The sequence below is a fragment of the Caminibacter profundus genome (assembly GCF_054657155.1).
Genome location: NZ_BAAHXC010000003.1, coordinates 179721 through 203736, shown reverse-complemented (window position 1 = coordinate 203736; position 24016 = coordinate 179721). Strand labels below are relative to the sequence as shown.

The window sequence follows — 24016 nt, the reverse complement described above, 5'->3', positions numbered from 1 at the left end:
TTTTATCCTTGATTAATTTTTTCTAATACTTGATTTAACTTTTTAACATCTAAGCCATAATTTTTAGCTTTTTCTATTCCAAGTTTAGAGTTTTTTTCAAAATTATTATCTATTAAATCATATATTGTTCTTATTGTATCAAGTACAGCTGCTTCTTGATAATTTTTAGAATTTCGAGGAGTATTTATATTTTTAATAGGCTCTATAAGCTCTTCTCCAAAATGCCAATGTTTAAAAACTTCAGCAGTAATTTCATAAGTAGTTGCGCTTACAAACTCTTTTTCTAACTCTTCTCTATTTTCTTTAGTTAATTTCTTTCTAAACTCTTCACTTTTACCTTCGAAATTCAATACTAGAGAAATTATAACCGCCCCTAAATCTATTAAAAAAGAATCAGTAGCTATTATATCAAGTTTTTCTTTTTTACCATTATACCATCTAATAGCAAGTGCATTTCTTAAAATAGATATATCATGAAAATAATTTTCATCAACTCCATAAGCACTTAAATCAAACTTCATACTATTTCTGATTGCAAAAGATATTGCAAAACCTTTAATAGTAACCATACCAAATAGTGCAACAGCCTGATCTACACTTCTAACTTGTCTTGCAAAACCATAAAGTGGGGAATTTGCAGCTTTTAATAAATTAGCAGTAAGCATTGGATCATCTTTAATAACCTTTACTAAATCAGCTATTGATGAATTAGGGTCATTTGTAATTCTTTGAACTTCTATAACACTTTTTGGAAGAGGCGGAAGAGATTTAATCTGCCCTATTATTTTATCATTCATTTATACTCCTTATTTTTGCCATAACTTTTGAGTTTTCTCCATATGTATCAAGATATATATTTAAAATTTCAATAGCTTTTTGTTTTTTATTTTCTTTTAATAGAATATCAGCAAAAAGTAACCAACTCTCTTCTCTTTTCGGATCTAAATTATTTGCTTTTAAAGCCCAAAGTTGAGATTTTTTTAAATCTTTATCAAAATATTTTTTTGCTATTATCATAGCTATTTCATAATTTGGTTGCTCTTTATATTTTTGAATTAGCTCCTTAATATTCACTTTTTTTTCTTTAATGACAACTATAGAAGTGTTTTTAATATCTTTAGAAACTTTATTAAGTTTATTTTCTTTTTTTACATTCTGTATATTTTTCTGATGGATTGACTCTGTTATATCTTTTTCTTTTATTTGTGGTAAAACAAACACTAATTTATCATTACTTTTATTAATTTTATTATCCATTTTAATACTTTTATTAACTTCTACAGACTTAATCTCTTTTTTTTCTTTTAAAGTTCTTTCCTTGAACATAGTAATATTTTCTTCATTTGCTTGAATTTTTTTACCTTTTTTTGAATAACTATAAAAACCTATTAATACAAAAAATACAAAAAGCAAAATTAATATAAAAAATTTCCATATAAGCCTCTTATAATACAATTTTTCTAATTCCTCATATCTATGCATTAATTAGCCTTCAAATCCATTATAGCTATTTCTATATATTTATTTTTTATTTTCTTATTTTCAAATTTGCTTGGATATTTTTTATAAAAATAATCCATTACATCAAAAAGTTTGAACATTAATTGATTAGTAGCTCTCAGTGAACCTTTTGTATATTTATAAATTTTTTTAAAATTCCTTTTACTAAACATATCTGCAATTTCATTCAAATTATTTTTTAAAAGTTTAGAATAAATAAAATTTTCCATTTCACTTTGTGTAACTTTTTTTACCGGGATTATATAATTAATCCTTGTACTAAAATGTTTTTTTTCAAGAAGTTTTTTGATATCAGTATCATGAGTTGCAAAAACAATGGTAACATTGCCTCTATCAGAATAAATTCTAAGATTTTCCCAAATTTCTGGTGTAAGAAGTTGTGCTTCATCAAGCAATAAAATTTGATGAGTATTTATATCAAGAGATTTTAACAAAGACAAAATAGAATTTATTTCAAGATATGGATTTGTTACAAAAAAAACTTTTTTATTAATCTTCAATTCTTCATAAACAGTCCTTAGAAGCAAACTTTTACCATTCCCTGCTTCTCCAGTAAGAAGTATCATTTTCTCTTTTTGATTAATTGCAAGAAGCAAGTCATTTTTTGTTTTTTCTGACGTACTAAGAGGTATATAATTATTTAAATCAACTACATCCCTAAATAATTCGCGTGCTTTAGCGAAGTTTACCAAAACCCAGATCCCTTAATGTTTTTTTCTTTTTTAAATTAATAATATGTGGAGTAATTACAAAAACTAATTCTTTTTTATTACTAATTTCTTCTTTTGAAGAAAATAAGTATTTTATTAAAGGAATTTCTTTCAAAATAGGCACCCCATTAACTTTTAAACTTTTATCATCACTTATAAGTCCACCAAGTACTATCGTATCATTATCTTTTACTTTTACAACACTAAGCATTGTATTAACTCTAGTATCAGGTGGCATATCTCTTATAGTTTGAGTGCTTAGTTGGTTTAAGTCTCTAAAAGAACTTATTCTTGGAGCAATACTTAAAATAATTTCTCCATTATCACTTATTTGAGGAGTAATATCAAGTATAACTCCTACAAACTTTGATTCTATTGTATACTCAGTCTGAGGATTTCCATTTTGGTCTGTTACTACTTTTGAAGCATATTTATAATAAATAGTATCACCTACACTTATTATTGCTTTTTGATTATTAAGGGTCATAATTTTTGGATTTGAAATAGAGTTAACATTTCCATTTTGAGCTAAAAAATTTAATAAAGCTTCCGAATTAAATTGTGAAGAATTAAAAATAGAATTAGAACCAAATATATTTCTTGCTCTTAAAGGCACACTACTATTTGGTAAACTAATTGATAATTGAGACCAGTCTATTCCAGTTTTATGAGACTTACTAAGCTCAACACTATAAATTTTTACATCAATTAATACCTCTTTTGTCAAAGAATCTATTAAGTTATTCATAAAATTATCAACAGCCTTTAATTGTTTCATAGTACCAGTTACTACAATTACTCCTGTATCTTTATTCACTATCGGTTCATAAATTACATTTTGCGAGTCATCTTTATTATTTTCAAGTAATTTTTTTAACTGCGTTTCCAGTTTATCCCAAAAAGTAAATTCATAATTATTAGTTACTTTGTTATTTGTAGCATCTAATATTGCTTCTCCTTTTCTACTACTTGAAATAAAATCCAGTTTATAAGATTTTGTTTGATAATAGCTTATCTCAAGCTCATTATTATCTAATATATAAAAAAGTCCTCTTTTTTTAAGAATTAAATCTAGTATTTGAGAAAAAGTATAATCTTTTATTCTAACAAAGGGCATTTTTTCATTTAATATTTTTTCTGCTTTTGTATCTTTAATAATAACATTTACATTACATTTTTGAGTACCAAGTAAATATAAAAACTCTTTAATACTTACTCTTTCATTTTTATTAAAACTATTTGCATAAGAAAAAAGCTTATTATTGCAGTTAGATGCAAAACTAAATATAGTTATCAACAAAACAGCTACTATTTTTTTCATCTTGTTTCCTTAAAACCTGGTATTTTTTTATTTAATGATTTTATTAATATCTTTTTCCCACATTTTAATATCACTTTTTCTAACCTAATTTTAATAATTTTGCAATTATATATCCTATCACTTTTTTTAAGCCATTTTTTCTGAGTTTTTATAAGTTGATCTCCTAAATATTCATCTATTTTTAAATAAACTTGATTGTTAAAAATAGACAATAACTCTATTTTTATTTTCTTAACTAAAGTCCTTTCTACGCTATTTTTATGTTTTATATTTTTATCAATCTTAATTTCAAAAGGCGCTTTGTCAGTTTGTAAATTCTTAAGCTCAAAACCATAATTAACGAGCTTATTCACATAATCTAAATATATATCACTTTTAGCAAAAAGAAACATCCCAATAAATAATAACAATATTTTTTTCATCTATCATATCCATATATAGAAAATTTAACATAAAAAGTAGAAGGTGAAGTTATATTCATTTCATTAACCCTTATTAGTTCTTTTCTATTTTCATAATTGTATAAATAATAAATAAAATTAGTATACTGTCCTTGTAATTGGATACCTATATCCATTCTTTTTACAATATTTGGCATATCACTATTTGTTTGATTTATTTTATAAATTTTATTCTCTACTTTTACAACATTAATTCCCTTATTTTTAGCATCAATTACACTTTTCTTTATAAAATTTGCCCATTTATGTTGATCAAATTCAGCAAAATCAAGTAAATTTGCTAGCTCATCATAAAACATTTTCTGTTTTTTTAGACCAGTGAGTCTGATTTGCTTCTCTTTTATTTGCTTATTTAATACAGATACTCTTATTTGCAATACTCTTAAAGTATTTTTTGAAATATTATATTTAGTTTGCAGTTCAGAATATTTTTTTTCCTGAGCTTGTTTATAAGTTTGAATATTTGGAAAAATAAAATAATAAACCAAAAATCCTATAACAAGTATTAATAATACTATAGTATAAACTAACTCTTTTTTATCTTTAGAATAAAAATAGTTATCTATTTTATCGAAAGTATTCATTCTTTTACCCTAATTTCAGAATTATATTTTTTTCCTTCATAAACAATTTCATTAAAATCAACTGAAAAACCATTATCGGACAAGTCTTTTATAAAATTTGGAATATCTGATTCATTATAAGAAAAAACTTTTATAATATAAACCCCTTTTTTATAATTAATATTTTTAGCAAAAACTTTATTTTTATTCATAATATATGTTATATCTACTAACTCCTGAGACTTAGGAAGATATGAATATTTAAACTTATAAACCTCTTCTATAAATTTTTGTAACTCTTTAATATCTTTTTCATAAGTTTTAATATTTTTATCTAATAATTTTTCTTTATTACTTAAAGAAATTACAGTTTTTTGAAGAACTTTACGATTTGACTCTATTTTTGATATATCACTAGATAATTTATTATTCATATTCTCATAATTCACACCTAATATCCATAAATAAAAAGGATAAATTCCAAGTAAAATCATAGAAATAAAAGAAGATATAAATAAAATTCCAGAAGGTCTATAAAAAAAAGTAGGTTTTCTTAAAAACAAAGAAAAATTATATGTTAAATCATTATATTGATAAGCATAGTGAGCTTCAAGCATTGAAAGAAATAAAAATGGGTCAACTGGAAGTCTATCAAGGTTATATTTTTCATAAAATTCAAAACTTCTTGCTTCAATCTCTAACTGCTGTTCTATAAACTCTTCTAATCCTTTTAAATCACCGTATTCTGATGTTATAAATACCCTCTCAAGATCTTCTATCTGATACTCATCAAAAAATTGAATAATTTGCTCTTTTAGTACATTTACAATGTTATTAAATTCTTTTTTTATTACTTCAAATACAATAAGTTCCTCAGAAGAATACTTTCCAATAGCTAAACCTTTTTTGGTTAGAAGTTTCTTAAATAACTCAAAATTAAACTCTTTAATTTTTAAAGAAGAAAGAGAATCATATAATTTATCAAGCCCTCCAGATAAAGTCTGCATAAATACAAGTTCACCTTCAGAATAAAAAGTTAAAAAAATCTTATCATATAATAATACAATAAATAAATCATTTGCCTTTTTTAATATTTTTTCCTCATACAAAGCTTTATAAGAAAAAGCTGGAAAAGAAATATAATCAATATAGCCTGACTCATTTAATATATCTTGATAATATCTATTTAAAAATGTCACTGGAACTATTACTGTCTCAATTACTACATACTTATTATCTTTTAAATTATCCACAACCTTATATTTAATTATATACTCTTCAGTCTCTTCAACTCCTGCTTCTTCATAAACTTTAGTTTCTATAAAACTTTTTAAATCAACTTTTTCTATTACAGATTTTTCTATTTTAAAGTTATAAAAAATTGCATTTTCAATAGGTAAATAACTACAAAGCAGAGGAGATGATTTTAAAGCTCCTCTATAAATTCTTATTAATTTTTTTCTTACATAAAGTATATATTTCTCTTTTAATTTAACTCCTATTACTTCATCTATATTATAATTATATTTATTAATTAATCTAAGTTTTGTTTTTAAAGTCTCTAATAAATTTTCAAACTTTTCTTTAGTAACCTGTTTCATTAATCTACCTCATAACCTAATTCTTCAAGCATCTTTTTATTTTTGCTCCATCCTTGAACTACTTTTACATACAATTCTAAATAAATTTTTTTTCCACTAAATTGTTCTAATAACTTTCTAGCATATATACCTATTTCTTTTATTTTACGGCCTTTCTTTCCTATAATCATACCCTTTTGAGAAAGTCTTTCTACAATAATTGTAGCATATACTTTATCAATATTATCATACTCTTCTATTTTATCAATTAAAATATCTGTTTCATAAGGCAACTCATCTCCTAACTTTTCAAAAAGAGCTTCTCTTATAAGTTCTTTATATATATCTCTAATATGTTCAGTTGATATAATTTCTGGGTCATAGTAGTAAGGATGTTCTGGTAAATGTTTTACAATTTCATCTAGTAATTCTTCTTTTCCTATGCCTGATACTGCACTAATAGGTACAACAGCTAATGCTTTTTTTATATCTTCATACTCTTTTTTCTTTTTTTCTACTTCTTCATTTGAAACAAGATCTATTTTTGTAAGAACTACAATATGAGGTATATTTTTTTTATTAAGTTCTAAAAACCATTTATAGCCATCTAAATCATCTCTAACATCTGCCAAAAATAACACTAAATCACTGTCACTAAGTGCTTTTAGCGCTTCTTTTAACATAAATTTATTAAGAAGCCTTTCTTTTTCATGAAGACCTGGAGTATCAAGTAAAATAATTTGATCATCTCCATGCATTACAATTGCATTTACTCTCTTTCTACTAGCGTTAGCTTTAGGAGAAACAAGGGCAATTTTTTCTCCTAAAAGCCAATTAAGAAGAGTTGATTTACCAGCATTTGGCTTTCCAAGAATTCCAACAAATCCACTTTTTGGCATATACTTCCTTATAAAATATATTTAGTTATTTCTTCATCTTCAACTATATCTTCAAGTCTTGTCTTTACATAATCGGCTGTAATTACAAAATCTTGACCTTTATACTCATCTGCATTAAAGTTAATATCTTCTAAAACTTTTTCTACTACTGTGTGAAGGCGTCTTGCTCCAATGTCTTCAGTTTTTTCATTAGCCAAAAAGGCATATCTTGCAATTTCTCTAAGTGCTTCTTCTTCAAAGATTAAATTCACTCCTTCAACTTCCAGAAGCCTTTGATATTGTTTAATTAATGAATGCTTAGGTCTTGTTAAGATCTGATATAAAGCTTCTTCATCAAGACTTTGAAGCTCAACTCTAAGTGGGAATCTACCTTGAAGTTCAGGAATTAAATCACTTGGTTTACTAACATGAAAAGCTCCAGCTGCAATAAATAAAATATGGTCAGTATTTACATATCCATATTTAGTATTTACAGTTGAGCCCTCTACTATTGGAAGTAAATCTCTTTGAACTCCCTCTTTACTTGGATCTTGTCTTGTATTTCCAGTAGCTGCAATTTTATCAATCTCATCAATAAAAATAATTCCATTTTCTGCTCTTTTAATAGCCTCTTTTTTAAGTTCATCTTTATTAATAAATTTTTCTGCTGCATATTTTCTAAGTAATTCTTTTGCTTCTTTTACAGTAACTTCTCTTTTTTCTTTGTTTTTATTAAAAATTCCTATAATTTTTACTATACTCTCTTGTGCTTTTAGCATTTCAGGAGGAAGATTGTCATCCATACCCATATCTTCATCTACTTCAATAGTAATTTTTAAATGATCAACTTCACCTTTTTTTACTTTTTCTTTCATTTTATTAAAAGTAACTTCATACTCTTTTTGCTTTTCTTCTGGAGCATTTTTTGGCAGAGGAGGAATTAATTTTTTTGTTATTTCATTAATAACATCATCTTCTATTTGTGTTTTTGATTTTTCTTCCATTTCAGCCCTAACTAAATTCATAGAATTATTTACAAGGTCTCTTATCATTGATTCAACATCTCTACCTACAAAGCCTACTTCAGTATATTTACTTGCCTCAACTTTTATAAATGGCAATTTCATCATTTTTGCCATTCTTCTTGCTATTTCTGTTTTACCAACACCTGTTGGTCCTATCATTAAAATGTTTTTTGGCAAAATATCATCTCTCCATTCTTTTGGGAGTTTCATTCTTCTATATCTATTTCTAAGAGCAATTGCTATTGTTTTTTTAGCATCTTTTTGTCCAACCACATACTCATCAAGATAATTTACAATCTCTTTTGGGGTCATTTCCATCACTTATCCTCCAATTTTAAAATAGTAATATTTGTGTTTGTATAAATACAAAGTTCACCTGCAATTTGAAGTGATTCTTTAACTAATTTTTCAGGTTCTAAGTTGGCAAACTTATCAAGAGCTCTTGCAGCAGAGAGAGCAAAATTACCGCCACTTCCAATAGCAGCAAGTCTTCCATCTTCTGGTTCAACTACATCTCCGTTACCACTGAGAATAAAAATATGTTTAGTATTAAGTACAATCATCATAGCTTCAAGGCGTCTTAGATATTTATCTTTTCTCCACTCTTTAGCAAAATCAACAACAGCTTTTAATAAATCTCCTTTTCTATTTTGCAAATGATTTTCAAACATATCAAAAAGTATAAATGCATCAGCAGTACTTCCAGCAAATCCAGCAAGTACTTTTCCATTATAAAGAGTTCTTACTTTTTTAGCATTTCCTTTTAAAACAGCATTACCAAAAGTAACTTGACCATCACCTCCAATTACAGCAACTCCATCTTTTTTATACCCAAGTATCGTTGTCGCTTCTAAATTAATAGACATCATTCACCTTCTACAACTAAATTTATTTTTGCATGAATTCCATGACCTAGTTTAATATCAACATCATATTCACCTGGTGCTTTTATAGAAGTGTGTTCAATTTGTTTTTTTTCAATACTAAACCCAAGTTCTTTTAGTTTTTCTGCAATTTCTTTATTAGTTACAGAACCTATTAGCTGACCATTTGCTCCTAGTTTATGTTTGATTACAATTTTAGAATTTTGTAATTTTTCTTTTGTTTCATTAAGTTCTTTAAGCTCAGCTTCAAGTTTTGCTTTTTTTTCAGCTTCTTGTTTTTCCCACTCTCTAATCACTTCATCCGTTGCAAGTTTTGCAAAACCTTTTGGAATTAAATAGTTTCTTGCATACCCATCTTTTGCAACTTTTATCTCTCCAGCTTTACCTAAGCCTTTTACATCTTTTATAAGTAATACTTTCATTTTGTTCCTTTTATTAAAATTTTATTAATTTTTTTAAAAAAATATATTGTATTTTACTCAAAATTGGCTAAAATTGCAAAAAGGGGCTTTTAACAGAAGGATATGGATGAAAAAAATTATTAATGAAGAGGTAACTTTTGAAGAAGCAGGGGTAGCAAATAGACCAATAATTAGCAAAACTGATTTAAGAGGTATTATTACTTTTGTAAACAAAGCTTTTTGCAAACTAGCAGGTTTCGAAAAAGATGAACTAATTGGAAAACCTCACAACATTATAAGACATCCCGACATGCCAAAATCTGTCTTCAAAAATTTGTGGGATACAATTGAAAAAAATCAAAGTTGGAGAGGTATTGTTAAAAACTTGAGAAAAGATGGAAAATATTACTGGGTAGAAGCCTTTATTGAACCAATCTTTGATGACAACGGAAAAAAAATTGGCTATATCTCAGCTAGAAAACCAATTTCTGAACATGATAAAGAAAAATACTCTAAAATTTATCAAGAGATGAAAAAGAAGGAAGAATAAAATGATAATAGTTACAAAAAACTCTAAAATAATTGCAGTTGACAAGGAACTATTAAAAAAAATAAATGTTACACTAGAAAACCTCTCATCAATTATAAACACAATAGAACTAGAACTTTCATCTATTAAAAAAGAGACATTAAAAATAAACGACAAAGAATTTAATATATCAAAAAAAGAACTTTTAAGTATAGAAAATATTAATATATTTGAATTAGAAGAAAAAACCTCACTTAAAACACTAAACATACCTGATATATCTATTCATAAAGAAACTATAGAAGAAATAAAATCACAGACTCCTCAAATCAAACCACTTATTGAAACAATTGAACCTTTAGAACAATTAAAGTCAGAAATAAAATTAGAAGAAATTAAACCTATTGAAATCGAAGAAACAAAACCAAATCCAAAACATTCAACCTCTCAAGATATAGAACCTAATATAAAAACTGAATTAAACCCTATTTTAACACAAGAAATAAAATCTCCTCTAGAACCAAAACCAAAAGAAACTCCACATCCAATAAAAGAAACTTCTTCTCAAACAAACTATTCAATAGAAACTAAACATAAATTAGAAACAACTAAAATTGATATTCAACAAACGCCTAAAACCCCTACAAAACCTGAAGTTTCAATAATGGAAATTTCTATTAATTTTGAAGATGAGTTTTCTGAAATTGAACAAATGCTTGACTTATCAAAAGAAGATGCCACAAAAGCATTAGAAAATGAACTCGAAAATGCTTCAAAAGAGCTTGGAATTGATGTAGAAACTATTTATGAACTAAAAGAAGAACTTTTTGAAATACTAAAAGAAGATAAAATAGATTTATTATCTGCAATAAAAGAAAAAGACTATAATAAAATACACAAGACTGCCCATAAACTAAAAGGTGCAGCATTAAATTTAAGACTTAGTAATTTAGCTTTAATTCTTAAAAAAATAGATGAACTCTCAAGAAATAAAACTGACTTACATAAAATAGAGTATCTAACAAATAAATTTTATAACTTCCTAGAAAAAATAGATACACACTCAAAACCAAAAGACAAAATTCCTCCTGAAATTAAAAGTTTAATTATAAAAACAGTAGAGGATTATTTACTAACACAAAATAATAAAAAATTTCAAAAAGATAAAAAATATATAGAAAAATTATTAAAAGTCAAAATTAATTCAATACAAGATTTACAAAATATTATAAAGGAATAAAATGAAAAAGATTTTTATTTTATTAATTAGTGTTATTTTTGCTTTTTCACTTGACTTTACTTTTACAAAAGCTTATAGAGCTTTTAATAAAGGAATAAAACTAGAAAAAACAGACCCAGAGAAAGCACAAAAATATTTTCAAAAAGCTTATATTTTATTAACTGAAATAAAAGATAAGCCATCTTCTCAGACATATTATATGCTTGGAAGAATGTATTGTAATGGCTGGGGAATAGAGAAAGATTATAAAAAAGCAGAAGAGTTCTTTAAAAAAGCTCTAGCTCTTGGAAATGAAAGAGTTAATTGCTGTTTAGCTAGACTTTATATTAGAATGGGAAAATATAACAAAGCTAAAAAGTATCTTGACTATGCAATGTCACATGATAGACTCTCTCATTATTGTACAGATATAAACCCTAAAACACTTAAGGAGAAAAAATGAAAAGCTCACTTATAAAATTAATCGCAATCGCAATATTCTTACCAACACTTATTTTAATGGGAATAAGTGGTTATTTTCTGTATCAAAATTTTCAAAAATATCAACAAGTCCAAAAAAGTATTAAATATATGAAGTTAACTAACAAACTTGAAAATATGCTTGTATATTTAGGTCAAGAAAGAGGAGCCACTTCTATTTATGCAGTATCAAAAGGGTCTTATCCAAATTCAAAAAATATTGTTAAAAGTAAAAGAGTTCTTTTTAGTAATGCAATAAATGAACTAAAAACATTTATCAATCAAAATCCAGAATTTTATAATGATATAAAACCAGTTTTAAATCTTACAAATAAGCTTCCTATAATTAGAAAAAAAATTGACTCTTTTAAAGAAAATTACATCAAAACTTACTTTTTTAACTACTATACAGCACTGGAAACAGAGATTATTAAAGCAATTGCAAAAATTCAAAAACATTTCCCAAATAAAATCAAAACTATTTATGAAATAAAGTTCCCATTTGAGAGAATTATTTCTTTCTCAGGTATTATTAGAGGTTTTGGTTCATATTATATTACTGCAGACGCTCCAATATCTCAAGAGGAATATACAAACGTACTTTTGACTTATTACCATGATACAAATATTTTACCATTACTTTTCTTAGATAAAAAAACTCAAACATATTTTCAATCTAAAGATTTCAAAAAAATAGAAAGTGATATTAAAACTGTTATGTTTTATATCCAACAAGCAAATATGGAATATTATCTAAATGGAGAATTTAATGGATATCCAATTGATGCATTAGATTACTTTAATCTATTCACAAAAAGGATTTCTTATTTCCAAAAAGCGGTTAAAGATTTAAATAACAAAATTTCTAAAGAATTAACTCACATTACTCAACAAGCAAATCAAAATCTCATTATAAATGCGATAATATTTGCTATTGCAATTATTATCTTCTTCATTGGTTTATATATCTTAAAACTTATTAAACTACATATTAAAGAGTTATCTGATTTACTTACTTCTCTCACTCCAATTATTGGAAAAGAAGTAGAAATTGATATTGGTTCTACAAAAGGAATTAATGAAGCTATTAAAGTAGTTGATGATGCTATTAAGATTATTCAAGAAGCAATTAAAAAATCAGAAGAAGCAACAAAAGCAAAATCACTTTTCCTTGCAAATATGTCACATGAAATAAGAACCCCACTTAATGGTATTTTAGGATTCCTTGAAGTACTAAAAACAACTGACTTAACACCAGAACAAGAAGAGTACGTAAATACTATTTCTCAAAGTGCAAAAAATCTACTTCAAATTGTTAATAATATTTTAGATATTTCAAAAATTGAAAGTAATAAAGTTTCACTTGAGATTATTGACTTTAAAGCAATTGATGAATTTGAGAATACACTTGAAATTTTCGCAACACCTGCAGCTCAAAAACAGATTCAATATGTTGCTGAAGTTTCACCTAATATTCCATCAGTACTAAAAGGGGATATCTTAAAAATTAAAGAAATAATTACAAATTTAGTAAACAATGCTATTAAATTTACACCTGAAAAAGGACTTATTAGCGTAAAAATTTTACTTGAAGAAATAAAAGACAATAAAGCAAAAATATATTTTGAAGTCAAAGATACTGGTATTGGTATGAATGAAGAACAAAAAGAAAAAATATTTGAAGCTTTTGCACAAGCTGATGAATCAGTTACGAGAAAATATGGTGGAACTGGTCTTGGTCTTACAATTGTAAAAAGTTATCTTGAAATGATGGGAAGTCATATAAATGTTGAAAGTGAAATTAATAAAGGAAGTAAATTCTTCTTTACAATTGAATTTGAAATAGCTGATAACACTCCTAGATATAAACAAAATATCTTCAAAAATACAACTTTTGCCGTTCTTAATACTTTAAGAGACAGTTTAAGAAAAGAGTATAGTATAGAGTATCTAAATTATTTTGGGGTATCAAGAATTGGATTTAATAACTATGAAGAAATCAAAAAACTTCAAACTTCTGAAAATATAAATGGAGTAATAGTGTTTTATGAAGAAAGCGATAAAGATGAAATATTAAAATTAAAAACTCTAAACTTACCTATTATAATAATTTCATCTTTTGCATTTAAAGAAGAAATAGACAAAATTGACCCAGAAATCACTATTTTTGACCCTAATGTACCATCAAAAATATATAACGCAATTACAACTTCAAAAGAAAAAAAAGTCATAACTAGAATAAAAAGAGAAACAAAAGAAAAACCAATTTATCAGTTAAAAGCACTAATTGCAGAAGACAATCCAATTAATAGAAAGCTTCTTCAAACAAAACTAAAATCTATGGGAATTGAATCAGATACAGCAAATAATGGGCTTGAAGCATTTAATAAATATTCAATGAATCCTGAAAAATATGATGTAATATTTATGGATATCCAAATGCCAGTAATGGATGGAGTTGAAGCAACTCAGGAAATTTTAGAATTTGAAAAAGAGGAAGAAATTCCTCACACACCTATAATTGCAGTAACTGCAAATGTATTAAAAGGAGATAGAGAAAGATTTTTAGGTGCTGGTATGGACGATTATATTTCTAAGCCAATTGAAACAAAAGAACTTGAAAGAGTTCTCGAAAATGTAGCAAAACACAAATATGCAGAGTTTGAAGAAACAGAAGTTGAAAACATTAAAGAAGAAAACGAAATAACTACTGCTAAAATTGAAGAAAATACTACAACTTCAAGTAATAATGAAGAAAAAATAATTATTGCAACTGAAAGTTCATTTTTATTAAATTATTTAAAAAATGTGTTAGATATTGATTTTGATAGTGCAATGCAATTAAATGAACTTAATAAAAAATTAAATGAACATTCAAATGCTATAATTTTAATTGAAGATGAGTTTAATGATGCAGATATGAGTTTATTGATTAAGTCTATAAAACAAGTATCACTTAATGTTAAAATAATTTTAATTGGTGATAGACATTACGATGGAGTAGATGATATAATTCCTGATCTAAATCCAGAAGCAATTAAAAACACAATAAACTCTATAAAAGGTAACAAATGAAAAAGAAAAAAATATTAATTGTAGACGATGATGCAACTAATAGAAAACTTTTAAAAACAATACTTGCTGCACAAGGAGGATATGAAGTATTAGAAGCAGATAACGGGCTTGAAGCTTTAGAACTTCTTTCTCCTGATATTGGAATTATTTTCTTAGATATAATAATGCCTCTTGTGGATGGAATTAAATTTTTAGAAATTCTAAGAACAGAAAAAAAAGAATTTTCAAACATTCCAGTAGTAATACTCACAACTGATGATACAAAGAAACAAGAAGCATTAAATGCAGGAGCAAAAGAAGTAATTATTAAACCTATTAATCCTATAGAAATATTAGAAAAAGCTAGCTCTTATTTATAAACTTTTATCTCATTATAAAGACTATCCCTAAGAACAGGGATAAACCCTGCATCTTTTATTTGAAAAATAAGTTCTTCCATATCAAGTCCATTTCTCGAATCAGCACCAGCTGAGGATTGAATTGACTCTCTTTGAATAGTACCATCAATATCATCAGCACCATATTCCCCAGCTACAAGTGCCAAATTAAGAGTAAATGTAGGCCAATATGCTTTAATGTGAGGAATATTATCAAGAATTATTCTACTTATTGCTACAGTTTTTAAAATTTCAACTCCAGTTAAAAAATCTTTTACATTTAAGAAGTTATTTTTTTTTTGATATACAAGAGGAATAAAAGAATTAAACCCGCCTGTTTTATCTTGAAGTTTTTTGAGTCTAATCATATGGTCAATTCTATGATATCGATTTTCAATATGACCAAAAAGCATTGTCGCATTACTCTTTTTCCCTCTCTTATGCCAAAGCTCGTGAATTTTTAACCAATCTTCACTACTAACTTTTCCTTTGCAAATTTTATTTCTAATACCCTCATCAAATATCTCAGCTCCACCACCTGGCATTGAATCAACCCCAGCTTCAATCATATCATCTAAAACTTTTTCATATCTTTTACCGCTAATCTCGCTTAAAAAATTCACCTCAGCCGCAGTAAAAGCTTTTATATGTATATCTGGAAGAGTCTTTTTTATACTTTTTACTATATTCATATAATATTCATATCCAACTTCTGGATTGTGAGCTGATACAATATGAACTTCTTTTGCTCCTTTTAAGTAAACCTCTTTTGCAATTTCTACACACTCTTCAATAGTTAGGGTATAAGGATTTGGATTTTTCCTATGAGCTGAAAAAGCACAAAATTTACATACATCTTTACAAATATTGCTAGGATTTATATGTCTATTTATATTAAAAAATATTTTTCTGCCATAAAGCTTTTCCCTTATCTCACTCGCCCTTTTACCAAGTTCAAACAAATCAAGATTATAAAGCTCTACCATTAAATACCTTTGATTTTTTTGATAAAATACCACAAAAAGAGGAAAAATGCAAATAGAAGAATTAATATATAATTCAAATAACGACCTTGAAATTTCAAAACAAATAAAACAAGAAATAAAAAAATATTTAAATCAAGTTACAATTGAAGGTGGAAAAGACTTTTTTGTAAAACATACTAAAAAAATGGATTTTTTTCTAACTCTAATATACAAATACATCCTCAAAAAGTCTTTTGAAGAATTTAGACCTCCAATGAATAATATCCCTATATCAATTATTGCTCTTGGAAGCTATGGAAGAGAGCAACTCTCTATATTTTCAGATATTGATATTATGATAGTTTATAAAAATTTGCAAGGTTATAATACTCGGCAAATCATTGAAAATTTTATAACTATGATATGGGATTTGGGACTAAAAATTGGTCATAGAGTACACGAATTAAAAGATCTGTTTATTGCAAGCAATGAAGATATCACTATAAAAACCGCTATGCTTGAATCAAGATTTATAACCGGTAGTAAATTTTTATGGTATGAAACTCAAAATGAACTTAATAAAATAAGGAACCATAACAAAAAAGAATATATATTAGCAAAATTTAAAGAACTAAAGCAAAGACACAAAAAATACCCAATTTCAATGGAACCAAATATCAAAGATGGTTTTGGAGGAATTAGAGACTCTAATACCTTGCTTTGGCTTAGTAAAGTTATATTTAACTACCCAAATAATTCATATCTAATTCCAAAATATGTAAATGAAGAAGAATTTAAAGAGTATAGAAGTGCTCTAGAATTTTTATTCAAAACTAGAGTCTATTTACACTTAGTAGCAAAGAAAAAAGTAGATACTGTTTACCTAGAATATCAAAGAGATATAGCTTTGAATTTAGGATATAAAGATTCTCCTCGTCTTAGAGCTGAAAGAAAATTTATAAGAGATTTATTAAAATCTCTATGGAGAGTTAATACATTTTGTGAAATAACAATCAAAAAAATAATAAAGCCTTACCTATACAAAATGAGTTTTTCTGAGACTAAACAAAAAAGAATTGACAAAAATTTTTTTCTATGTCAAAACACCCTTTATTCAAATATTTATACAAAACACACATTTAAAGATTACATTCAAAAAATATTAACAATTGAAAAAGAATATGAAAAGTGCGACATTTCAGTAGTTAATAATTTAAAATCAAAAAAAGAAAACTTACCAAAATATTTAATCAAAAAACTTTTTTATTATAAAAAACTATATCCTCTATTTTTTGCATTATATAGAGCAGATAAACTTGATAAAATTATTCCTCCATTTGAAAAGGTAAAATATTTAGCCCAATTTGATGGATATCATCAATATCCAGTTGATATACATTCTTTATATACCTTAAAAGAACTAAATAGCATTGATGAGTTTCATAAACTAAATGAAAAAGAAAAAGCAATTCTGAGATTCTCCGCATTTTTTCATGATCTTGGTAAAGGAAGAAGTGAAGACCATTCAATTGTAGGAGCAAAAATCGCAAAAGAATTTGCTGAAAATTTAAAATTTCCAAACCCAGAAATTATAGAAAAACTAATAAAACATCACACTTTAATGTCAAATATTGCTCAAAGAGAAGATATTTTTAACGATAAAGTAATCCTATCTTTTGCTGAAATAGTTCAAAATAAAGAATTTTTAGAATATTTATATATTCTAACAATTGCTGATATTAAGGCAGTTGGAAAGGGAGTATTTAATTCATATAAAGAATATTTATTAAAAACACTTTATGAAAATACGCTAAATGCTCTGCAAAATAAAGAATTATTAAATGAAATATCACAAAGAAAAAGAAAAGAAAAAATGCTTTTATCAAAGGAAGAGTTTAAAAGTTTACCTACAAAACTAAAAAAAGAGCTATTAAAATCACCTTCAAATCAACTATTTTTGCAAAACTCGATTCAAAATATACTTAAAATCCTTGAATGGATAAAAGATATAAATGATAAAAAGATTAAATTTGAAAACGAAAAACATTTAGTAATTCACTTAGCAAAAAAAGATACTTTAAATTTTTCTCTTGGATGGTTTCTTGAGAAACTACAAAAATTAAATTTAAATCATTTATCTATATATAAGATAGGTGATATTAAATATTTTAAAATAGAATTTGATAAAAATGTAGATGAGTATGATTTGCCTTTAATTGAAAAATATATTAATGATGCTTTTAAACCGAAAGTTATCAAAAACAAAATTAAATTTAAAAAAGAAGAGTTTGAAATAGATTGCAATCACTCTCAAAACTACATAAGTGTAAAACTAAAAACTGAAGATAAAAAAGGTATAATTTCTACTATCATGGATATATTTGATAAATTTGATATAAGTGTAGAAGATGTTAAAATTTCATCTCAAAAAAATATAGCAAGAGATCTATTTATTATTCCAAAAACAAGCAGATTTTGTGAAAAAAAAGAAGAAATTTTAAAGGCCCTTAGCAAATGAAAAAAAAGATTTTAATAATTATTGCATTAATTATGATAATCTCTACAATTATTAGAACAATTGTAGTTGGAGCCTCATTTTTTAATTTTTCCAACCAACTTATAGAAAATCAATCTCTTCTTATAAAAGATATTTTAGAAGAAGTATCTGACAAAAAAAAGTTCTTAGAGATTATCAAAAATTTACACCATATTAATCATATTGAGTATTTAACTAAACCTCATCTAAACAATATAGAAATAAAATATAATTTCTCTTCAAAAACAATAACTTCTATAATTCCTATAAACAACAATAAAGCTATTAAAATTATTTTTTCAGGAGAAGATTATTTTTCAAAACTTCTTGAAGCAATAATAAAACTCATAATAATTGCTATTATATCATTGATTTTTATTATCCTAATTGTAAACTATTATCTAACTCCTTATCTTGAAATACTTGAAAAAGTAAAACTATCTACTGAAAAAATGCTAAAAGGAAATTTTGATCAAAAAATTGAAACAAAACTAAAAGGAGAAGCAAAAGATTTCGTAAATTCATACAATGATTTTTTAACAAAAATGAAAAACTCATTTGGAGTAATTGAAGAAAAATATACTTCTTTAATTGAAAAAGAAAAATCAAATGATCCATTAATTGATGCAAAAGAAACAATAGAACAACTTGCAAATATTTTTCAGTTTAAAAGACTTATTGAGGATGACTACAGTTCAACAAATGTCCTTCAAAGATTAATTGATATTGTAAAAAGTTTTAATATAGAACAGTTCTCGCTGATAGCAATAAATAATAATGATAAAAACTTAAATGTAATCTATCAAGAAGGAGATATTTGCTGTAATATTACTGAAGAATTTGAGAAATGCAGAGCATATAGGTTAAACAAAGAAACCAACTCTTTAAAATACCCTAAAATATGTCTTTCACATATTTGTAATAATGAATACATATGTATCCCTTTTAGCAGTGGAGGTAACTTTAGCGGAATACTAAAGATAATGATAAATGAAAATGACAAAGAATCTATCAATAAAAATTTACCTTACATAAAAGCATATTTAAATGAAGTATCCTCAGTAATTGAAGCAAAATATACTCTTGAATTATTGCACAAACAAACTATAAAAGACCCTCTCACTGGATTATACAATAGAAGATATCTAAATGAGATTATTACAACTCTTATTGCAAGTGCAAAAAGAAGAGGCGAAAAAGTTGGCTTTTTAATGATTGATATGGATTATTTTAAAAAAATAAATGATACATACGGACATGAAGCAGGAGATATAGCTCTTAAAACGTTAGCACGAGTTCTTCAAAATAGCATAAGAAAAAGTGATATTGCAATTAGATATGGGGGAGAAGAATTTATAATTATTTTACAAAACATAAAAACAATAGATGATGCAGTAAATGTAGCTGAAAAAATAAGAAAAAAAGTTTCTCAAACACCTATTCAATTTAATAACACAACTATCAACAAGACAGTAAGCATTGGTATAAGTGTATTTCTAGACCACTGCAACCAACCTTGGCAATGTATAAAAAATGCAGATATTGCTTTATATAAAGCAAAAAATGAAGGAAGAAATAAAGTTATTTTATTTAATGAAGAATTAAAAAAATAAAACTATTTCTTTTTCTTTTTACACTTATTCTTTTTAGGAAGAGCAAAATTTATCAAATCTTCCGCTGTCACTATATCTTTTGGTAAATTTTCGATAGCTTTTAGAAAAACTCTTGTTGTAGTTCTTGCATCTCCAAGAGCTCTATGGTCTATCTCTTTTGGTAAATTTAATTCTTCCTTTAAATATTTAAGTCCATACCTGTTAGCTTTTATTGTTTTTTCAGCAAGTGAAATAGTACATAAATGTCTATTTAAAAGTTCTCCTAAATTTTCTTTTTTAAACTGAATTGCTAAAAAGTTATAATCAAAATCAGCTGCGTGTGCTACTATTATACTGTCTCCTAAAAATAATCTAAATTTTTCTAAAATCTCTTTTTGAGTTTTTTTATTTTTTAACATTTCATTATCTATGCCTGTAACCTTTGTTACATATTTAGGTAAATCTCTAGCATAAATTAAAAAAGAAAACTCATCTACAGGTTTTAAGTTTTTAAGTTTTACTGCCCCTATTTCAATAATCTGACCATCTTTTGGCTTTGAATTATTAACTTCTAAATCAAAAATAGTATATTCAGCTTCATCAAAACGAATTAATGAAGTTTTTAAATAAACTTTATTACTTTTTAATGTTAAAGGAAGCCCTTGAAATTTTAATATATCGAAAATTTGCTCAAAATTAAAACCTGGATAATACTTCTTCATAAAACTTACAAACTCTTTTTTGCTAATACCATATTTTAATTTATTAATAAGCTTCTCAAACATACCTATTCTTTTTTTAATAAAATTATAACAAAACTAAAATGGAAAATTTTTATCAATTAATATCTTTTTTTATTGCATTCCTAATTTAAACTTGCTATAATATCTCAAAAAATTAAAAAAAGGATAAATATGGTATTAGTTATGAAAGTGGGGGCTACTCAAGATGAGATTAATAAAACCATAGAACAAATCAAAGCATGGGGTCACGATGTAAGTATTGCCCCTGGCGAAAAACAAGTTGTTATTGGCATTATTGGAGATAAGACTGATTTACTTGGAAGACCACTAAATACACTACCTGGGGTAGCAAAAGTTTTAGAAGTTTCAGCTCCTTACAAAAGAGCTAGTCGCGAGTTTCATCCAGAAGATACAGTAATAGATGTTGAAGGTGTAAAAATTGGTGGAGGAAACAAAGTAATTATAGCAGGGCCTTGTAGTGTTGATACAGTAGAGAATGTAGTTTACCTAGCTAAAGTAGCAAAAGAAAATGGTGCTCAAATGTTAAGAGGAGGAGCTTATAAACCTAGAACTTCACCTTATACTTTCCAAGGGCACGGAGAAGAAGGTCTAAAAATGCTTATGGAAGCTAAAAAAGAGACTGGCCTTCCTATTGTAACAGAACTTATGAGCATAAATGATATTGATGTTGTATATAAATACGCTGATGTTATTCAAATTGGTGCTAGAAATATGCAAAACTTCCCTTTACTAAAAGAAATAGGAAAACTTGATAAACCAGTAATTTTAAAAAATGGAATTGCATCAACTGTTAAAGAACATCTAATGAGTGCAGAATATATTATGAGTGAAGGGAATGATAAAGTAATTTTATGTTTAAGAGGAACAAGAACTTATGAAAGTGCGGTAAGAAATACTCTTGATGTAACACTTGTACCAATTATGCAAAAAATGACTCATCTCCCAATTATAGTTGACCCAAGTCATGCAGCTGGGAAAAGAGAATTTGTAAGTGCCCTTGCATATGCTGGAATGGCAGTTGGTGCTGATGGACTTATAATTGAAATGCATAACTGTCCAAAAGAAGCACTAAGTGATGGAGACCAAGCATTGCTTCCTAGAGATTTTGAATACTTAATGAATAAATTAAAAGAACTAAAACCTTGGTCACAAAAAGAGTGGTGGGCATTTGACAAAGAAAAAGAAACTGATTGTATCAAAGTAAAATAATTTTCTCTCTCCCCTCTCTCATTTTATAAGCATCAGTTTATTCTAAATCATTATAAATTTTTCACTTTTCATAGTTATTTGTATATGGGTTATTTGTGAATTTGCTATTTGCTAAACACTAGTCTTTAATATACAAAATATACAAATTAAGTTTTTACTTCTTCTACATTTTCCATTTTATATTTTTAATTGGTATAATAAAAATACAAATACAAAAGGAGTAAAATGAAAAAAGCAAAAATTGTAGCAACACTTGGCCCTTCTAGTAATGACAAGATTGAAGATTTAATTAAAGCAGGAGTTGATGTTTTTAGATTAAATTTTTCTCATGCGGATCACAAAACCCATAAAGCAAGTATAAAAAAAATAAGAGAAATAGCAAAAAAACTTGATAGTAAAACAGCAATCTTACAAGATATTAGTGGACCTAAAATTAGAATTGGAGAAATTAATGGTCTGCTTGAACTTAAAAGAGGAGACAAAATAAGGCTTATCAAAAAAAATCCAAAAAGTGCATATGATTTAACTTTAAGCTATCCTGAAATTATAGATCAAGTTGAAATTAATGAGTATGTTTTCTTTGCAGATGGAAGTATTCGTACAAAAGTTATTGAAAAAACACAAGACTATTTAGTTTTAGAAGTTAAGAATGAAGGAGTGTTATCAAGTAGAAAAGGGGTAAATTTTCCAAACTCCAATCTAAAAATATCAGCTATTACAGAAAAAGATGAAAAAGATTTAATTTTTGGCGCACGAAACGCAGTAGATATTGTTGCTATTTCTTTTGTAAATAGTAAAAAAGACATACTAAAAGCTAAAGAAATATTAAAAAATGCCGGGGCAACTCCATGGGTAATTGCAAAGATTGAAACAAAAAAAGCAGTTGAAAATCTGGATGAAATACTTGAAGCAAGTGATGGTGTAATGGTAGCAAGAGGAGATTTAGGTATTGAAGTTGGCATAGAAAAAGTCCCTGTAATTCAAAAAAAGATAATAAGAAAGGCAAACAAACTAAAAAAACCTGTAATTACTGCAACACAAATGCTTCTATCTATGGTAAATTCACCTTTTCCAACTCGTGCAGAAGTTAGTGATGTAGCAAATGCAGTAATGGATGGGACTGATGCAGTAATGCTAAGTGATGAAACAACTGTTGGAAAATATCCAATAAAAGCTGTTGAGACGCTGACAAAAATTATAAAAGAGATCCAAGGTATATATCCTTATTATAAAAAATATGAAACAATTGATACAGATGCAATTGCTCTAAGTGTTGCTGATTTATCAAAAGCAATTGAACCAAAAGCAATTGTGAGTTTCACAAGCAGTGGCACTACTGTTCGTTCAATTGCAAAATATAGACCAAAAGCACCAATAATTGCAGTTACACACTCTCGTGAGACTAGTAGAAAATTAAAAGTAGTCTGGGGAGTTGAAGAAATATTTGAAATGCCAAAAATAAAAGATCCTGAAAAACTTATTCGTAAATTCGTAGAAACTGCTAAAAAATTAAATATTTTACAAGAAGGTGATAAAATAATAGTAACAATGGGAAGTATAATTGGTAGAGAAGGCACTACAAATATGATAAGAGTAATTGAAATTTAAATAATTTCACTGTCAAAGAAAAACTCTATTTCAGGAAAGTTTTTATATAAAAACTCTTCTATTTTCCTACTTATTTCTCCTGCTTGTTTTTCATTATGAACAGCAAAAACAATAGCAATACTAGCTTCTTTTGGATATTCACCAGAAATATCAAGAATTGAAACATTGAATTTTTTTAGTTTATCTTTTATAGAATTAATAACTTTTCGCCTACTTTTAAGTGAGACTGCAAAAGGAAGCTCAAAATCAGCTATCATATTTACTATCAACAAACTTTCAACCTTTAGCCGCTTAATATTTAACTGATCGCTTCTATAC

Annotated in this window: 23 protein-coding genes; 9 read left to right on the top strand and 14 right to left on the bottom strand. The window is 26.3% G+C overall.

Annotation, left to right across the window (positions count from 1 at the left end):
• Window positions 1–2: 2 nt before the first annotated feature.
• The 11 genes from ACYQ1U_RS08950 to rplI are packed head-to-tail and all read right to left on the bottom strand — an operon-like array spanning window position 3 to window position 9365.
• A complete protein-coding gene (locus ACYQ1U_RS08950) occupies window positions 3–797 on the bottom strand; it encodes an HDOD domain-containing protein (RefSeq protein ID WP_459887052.1) in 795 nt (264 codons plus the stop codon).
• Window positions 790–1482: a tetratricopeptide repeat protein gene (locus tag ACYQ1U_RS08945; protein WP_459887049.1), complete on the bottom strand. Its 693-nt coding sequence runs from the start codon at window positions 1480–1482 to the stop codon at window positions 790–792. Before ACYQ1U_RS08945 ends, ACYQ1U_RS08950 begins: the two co-directional genes overlap by 8 nt.
• Window positions 1482–2213 carry an ATPase, T2SS/T4P/T4SS family gene (locus ACYQ1U_RS08940; protein WP_459887046.1) on the bottom strand — a complete coding sequence of 244 codons (732 nt, stop codon included), beginning with the start codon at window positions 2211–2213 and terminating at the stop codon, window positions 1482–1484. Before ACYQ1U_RS08940 ends, ACYQ1U_RS08945 begins: the two co-directional genes overlap by 1 nt.
• Window positions 2197–3552: a type II secretion system protein GspD gene (locus ACYQ1U_RS08935; protein WP_459887044.1), complete on the bottom strand. Its 1356-nt coding sequence runs from the start codon at window positions 3550–3552 to the stop codon at window positions 2197–2199. Before ACYQ1U_RS08935 ends, ACYQ1U_RS08940 begins: the two co-directional genes overlap by 17 nt.
• Complete coding sequence (locus tag ACYQ1U_RS08930; protein WP_459887042.1) at window positions 3549–3974, bottom strand: hypothetical protein; 426 nt, start codon at window positions 3972–3974, stop codon at window positions 3549–3551. Before ACYQ1U_RS08930 ends, ACYQ1U_RS08935 begins: the two co-directional genes overlap by 4 nt.
• Window positions 3971–4597 carry a hypothetical protein gene (locus ACYQ1U_RS08925; protein WP_459887039.1) on the bottom strand — a complete coding sequence of 209 codons (627 nt, stop codon included), beginning with the start codon at window positions 4595–4597 and terminating at the stop codon, window positions 3971–3973. Before ACYQ1U_RS08925 ends, ACYQ1U_RS08930 begins: the two co-directional genes overlap by 4 nt.
• Window positions 4594–6177, bottom strand: a complete 1584-nt coding sequence (locus tag ACYQ1U_RS08920; protein WP_459887037.1) for a hypothetical protein — start codon at window positions 6175–6177, stop codon at window positions 4594–4596. The genes ACYQ1U_RS08925 and ACYQ1U_RS08920 overlap by 4 nt, the downstream gene beginning before the upstream one ends.
• The gene (era, locus tag ACYQ1U_RS08915) at window positions 6177–7055 is read right to left on the bottom strand and encodes a GTPase Era (RefSeq protein ID WP_459887034.1); all 879 of its coding nucleotides are present in this window, start codon (window positions 7053–7055) and stop codon (window positions 6177–6179) included. The genes ACYQ1U_RS08920 and era overlap by 1 nt, the downstream gene beginning before the upstream one ends.
• Before the next feature lie 8 nt (window positions 7056–7063).
• A complete protein-coding gene (hslU, locus tag ACYQ1U_RS08910; protein ID WP_459887031.1) occupies window positions 7064–8377 on the bottom strand; it encodes an ATP-dependent protease ATPase subunit HslU in 1314 nt (437 codons plus the stop codon).
• Window positions 8377–8925 (bottom strand): ATP-dependent protease subunit HslV, encoded by a 549-nt coding sequence (gene hslV, locus ACYQ1U_RS08905; protein WP_459887028.1) that lies wholly within the window; start codon window positions 8923–8925, stop codon window positions 8377–8379. The genes hslU and hslV overlap by 1 nt, the downstream gene beginning before the upstream one ends.
• Complete coding sequence (rplI, locus tag ACYQ1U_RS08900) at window positions 8925–9365, bottom strand: 50S ribosomal protein L9 (RefSeq protein ID WP_459887024.1); 441 nt, start codon at window positions 9363–9365, stop codon at window positions 8925–8927. Before rplI ends, hslV begins: the two co-directional genes overlap by 1 nt.
• Window positions 9366–9471: 106 nt before the next feature.
• On the opposite strand from rplI, the gene ACYQ1U_RS08895 reads away from it, so the two are divergent.
• The 5 genes from ACYQ1U_RS08895 to ACYQ1U_RS08875 are packed head-to-tail and all read left to right on the top strand — an operon-like array spanning window position 9472 to window position 15006.
• Window positions 9472–9894: a PAS domain-containing protein gene (locus tag ACYQ1U_RS08895; protein ID WP_459887021.1), complete on the top strand. Its 423-nt coding sequence runs from the start codon at window positions 9472–9474 to the stop codon at window positions 9892–9894.
• A gap of 1 nt (window position 9895) precedes the next feature.
• Complete coding sequence (locus tag ACYQ1U_RS08890; protein ID WP_459887018.1) at window positions 9896–11113, top strand: Hpt domain-containing protein; 1218 nt, start codon at window positions 9896–9898, stop codon at window positions 11111–11113.
• Window position 11114: 1 nt separating this feature from the next.
• Window positions 11115–11555: a tetratricopeptide repeat protein gene (locus tag ACYQ1U_RS08885; protein ID WP_459887015.1), complete on the top strand. Its 441-nt coding sequence runs from the start codon at window positions 11115–11117 to the stop codon at window positions 11553–11555.
• Entirely contained in the window at window positions 11552–14647 is a 3096-nt protein-coding gene (locus ACYQ1U_RS08880; protein WP_459887013.1) for an ATP-binding protein, read from the top strand. Before ACYQ1U_RS08885 ends, ACYQ1U_RS08880 begins: the two co-directional genes overlap by 4 nt.
• Window positions 14644–15006, top strand: a complete 363-nt coding sequence (locus tag ACYQ1U_RS08875; protein WP_459887010.1) for a response regulator — start codon at window positions 14644–14646, stop codon at window positions 15004–15006. Before ACYQ1U_RS08880 ends, ACYQ1U_RS08875 begins: the two co-directional genes overlap by 4 nt.
• Here the strand turns inward: ACYQ1U_RS08875 and mqnE are convergent.
• Window positions 14997–16010: an aminofutalosine synthase MqnE gene (gene mqnE, locus ACYQ1U_RS08870; RefSeq protein ID WP_459887007.1), complete on the bottom strand. Its 1014-nt coding sequence runs from the start codon at window positions 16008–16010 to the stop codon at window positions 14997–14999. The two genes, ACYQ1U_RS08875 and mqnE, sit on opposite strands and share 10 nt — an antisense overlap.
• A 46-nt stretch (window positions 16011–16056) precedes the next feature.
• Here mqnE and ACYQ1U_RS08865 point away from each other — a divergent pair, with 46 nt between their 5' ends.
• Entirely contained in the window at window positions 16057–18507 is a 2451-nt protein-coding gene (locus tag ACYQ1U_RS08865) for a [protein-PII] uridylyltransferase family protein (RefSeq protein WP_459887004.1), read from the top strand.
• Window positions 18504–20138 carry a GGDEF domain-containing protein gene (locus ACYQ1U_RS08860; protein WP_459887001.1) on the top strand — a complete coding sequence of 545 codons (1635 nt, stop codon included), beginning with the start codon at window positions 18504–18506 and terminating at the stop codon, window positions 20136–20138. Before ACYQ1U_RS08865 ends, ACYQ1U_RS08860 begins: the two co-directional genes overlap by 4 nt.
• A 2-nt stretch (window positions 20139–20140) precedes the next feature.
• On the opposite strand, the gene ACYQ1U_RS08855 is transcribed toward ACYQ1U_RS08860, so the two are convergent.
• Entirely contained in the window at window positions 20141–20902 is a 762-nt protein-coding gene (locus ACYQ1U_RS08855; RefSeq protein ID WP_459886998.1) for an exonuclease domain-containing protein, read from the bottom strand.
• A 129-nt stretch (window positions 20903–21031) separates the two neighbouring features.
• Between ACYQ1U_RS08855 and aroF the strand changes: the two genes are divergently transcribed.
• Together aroF and pyk are read left to right on the top strand one after the other, a co-directional pair.
• Window positions 21032–22090 carry a 3-deoxy-7-phosphoheptulonate synthase gene (gene aroF, locus ACYQ1U_RS08850; protein ID WP_459886995.1) on the top strand — a complete coding sequence of 353 codons (1059 nt, stop codon included), beginning with the start codon at window positions 21032–21034 and terminating at the stop codon, window positions 22088–22090.
• A gap of 225 nt (window positions 22091–22315) precedes the next feature.
• Window positions 22316–23698, top strand: coding sequence for a pyruvate kinase (gene pyk, locus ACYQ1U_RS08845; protein WP_459886992.1), 1383 nt, complete (start codon window positions 22316–22318; stop codon window positions 23696–23698).
• Here the strand turns inward: pyk and ACYQ1U_RS08840 are convergent.
• Complete coding sequence (locus ACYQ1U_RS08840) at window positions 23695–23970, bottom strand: DUF503 family protein (protein WP_459886989.1); 276 nt, start codon at window positions 23968–23970, stop codon at window positions 23695–23697. The two genes, pyk and ACYQ1U_RS08840, sit on opposite strands and share 4 nt — an antisense overlap.
• Window positions 23971–24016: the final 46 nt, after the last annotated feature.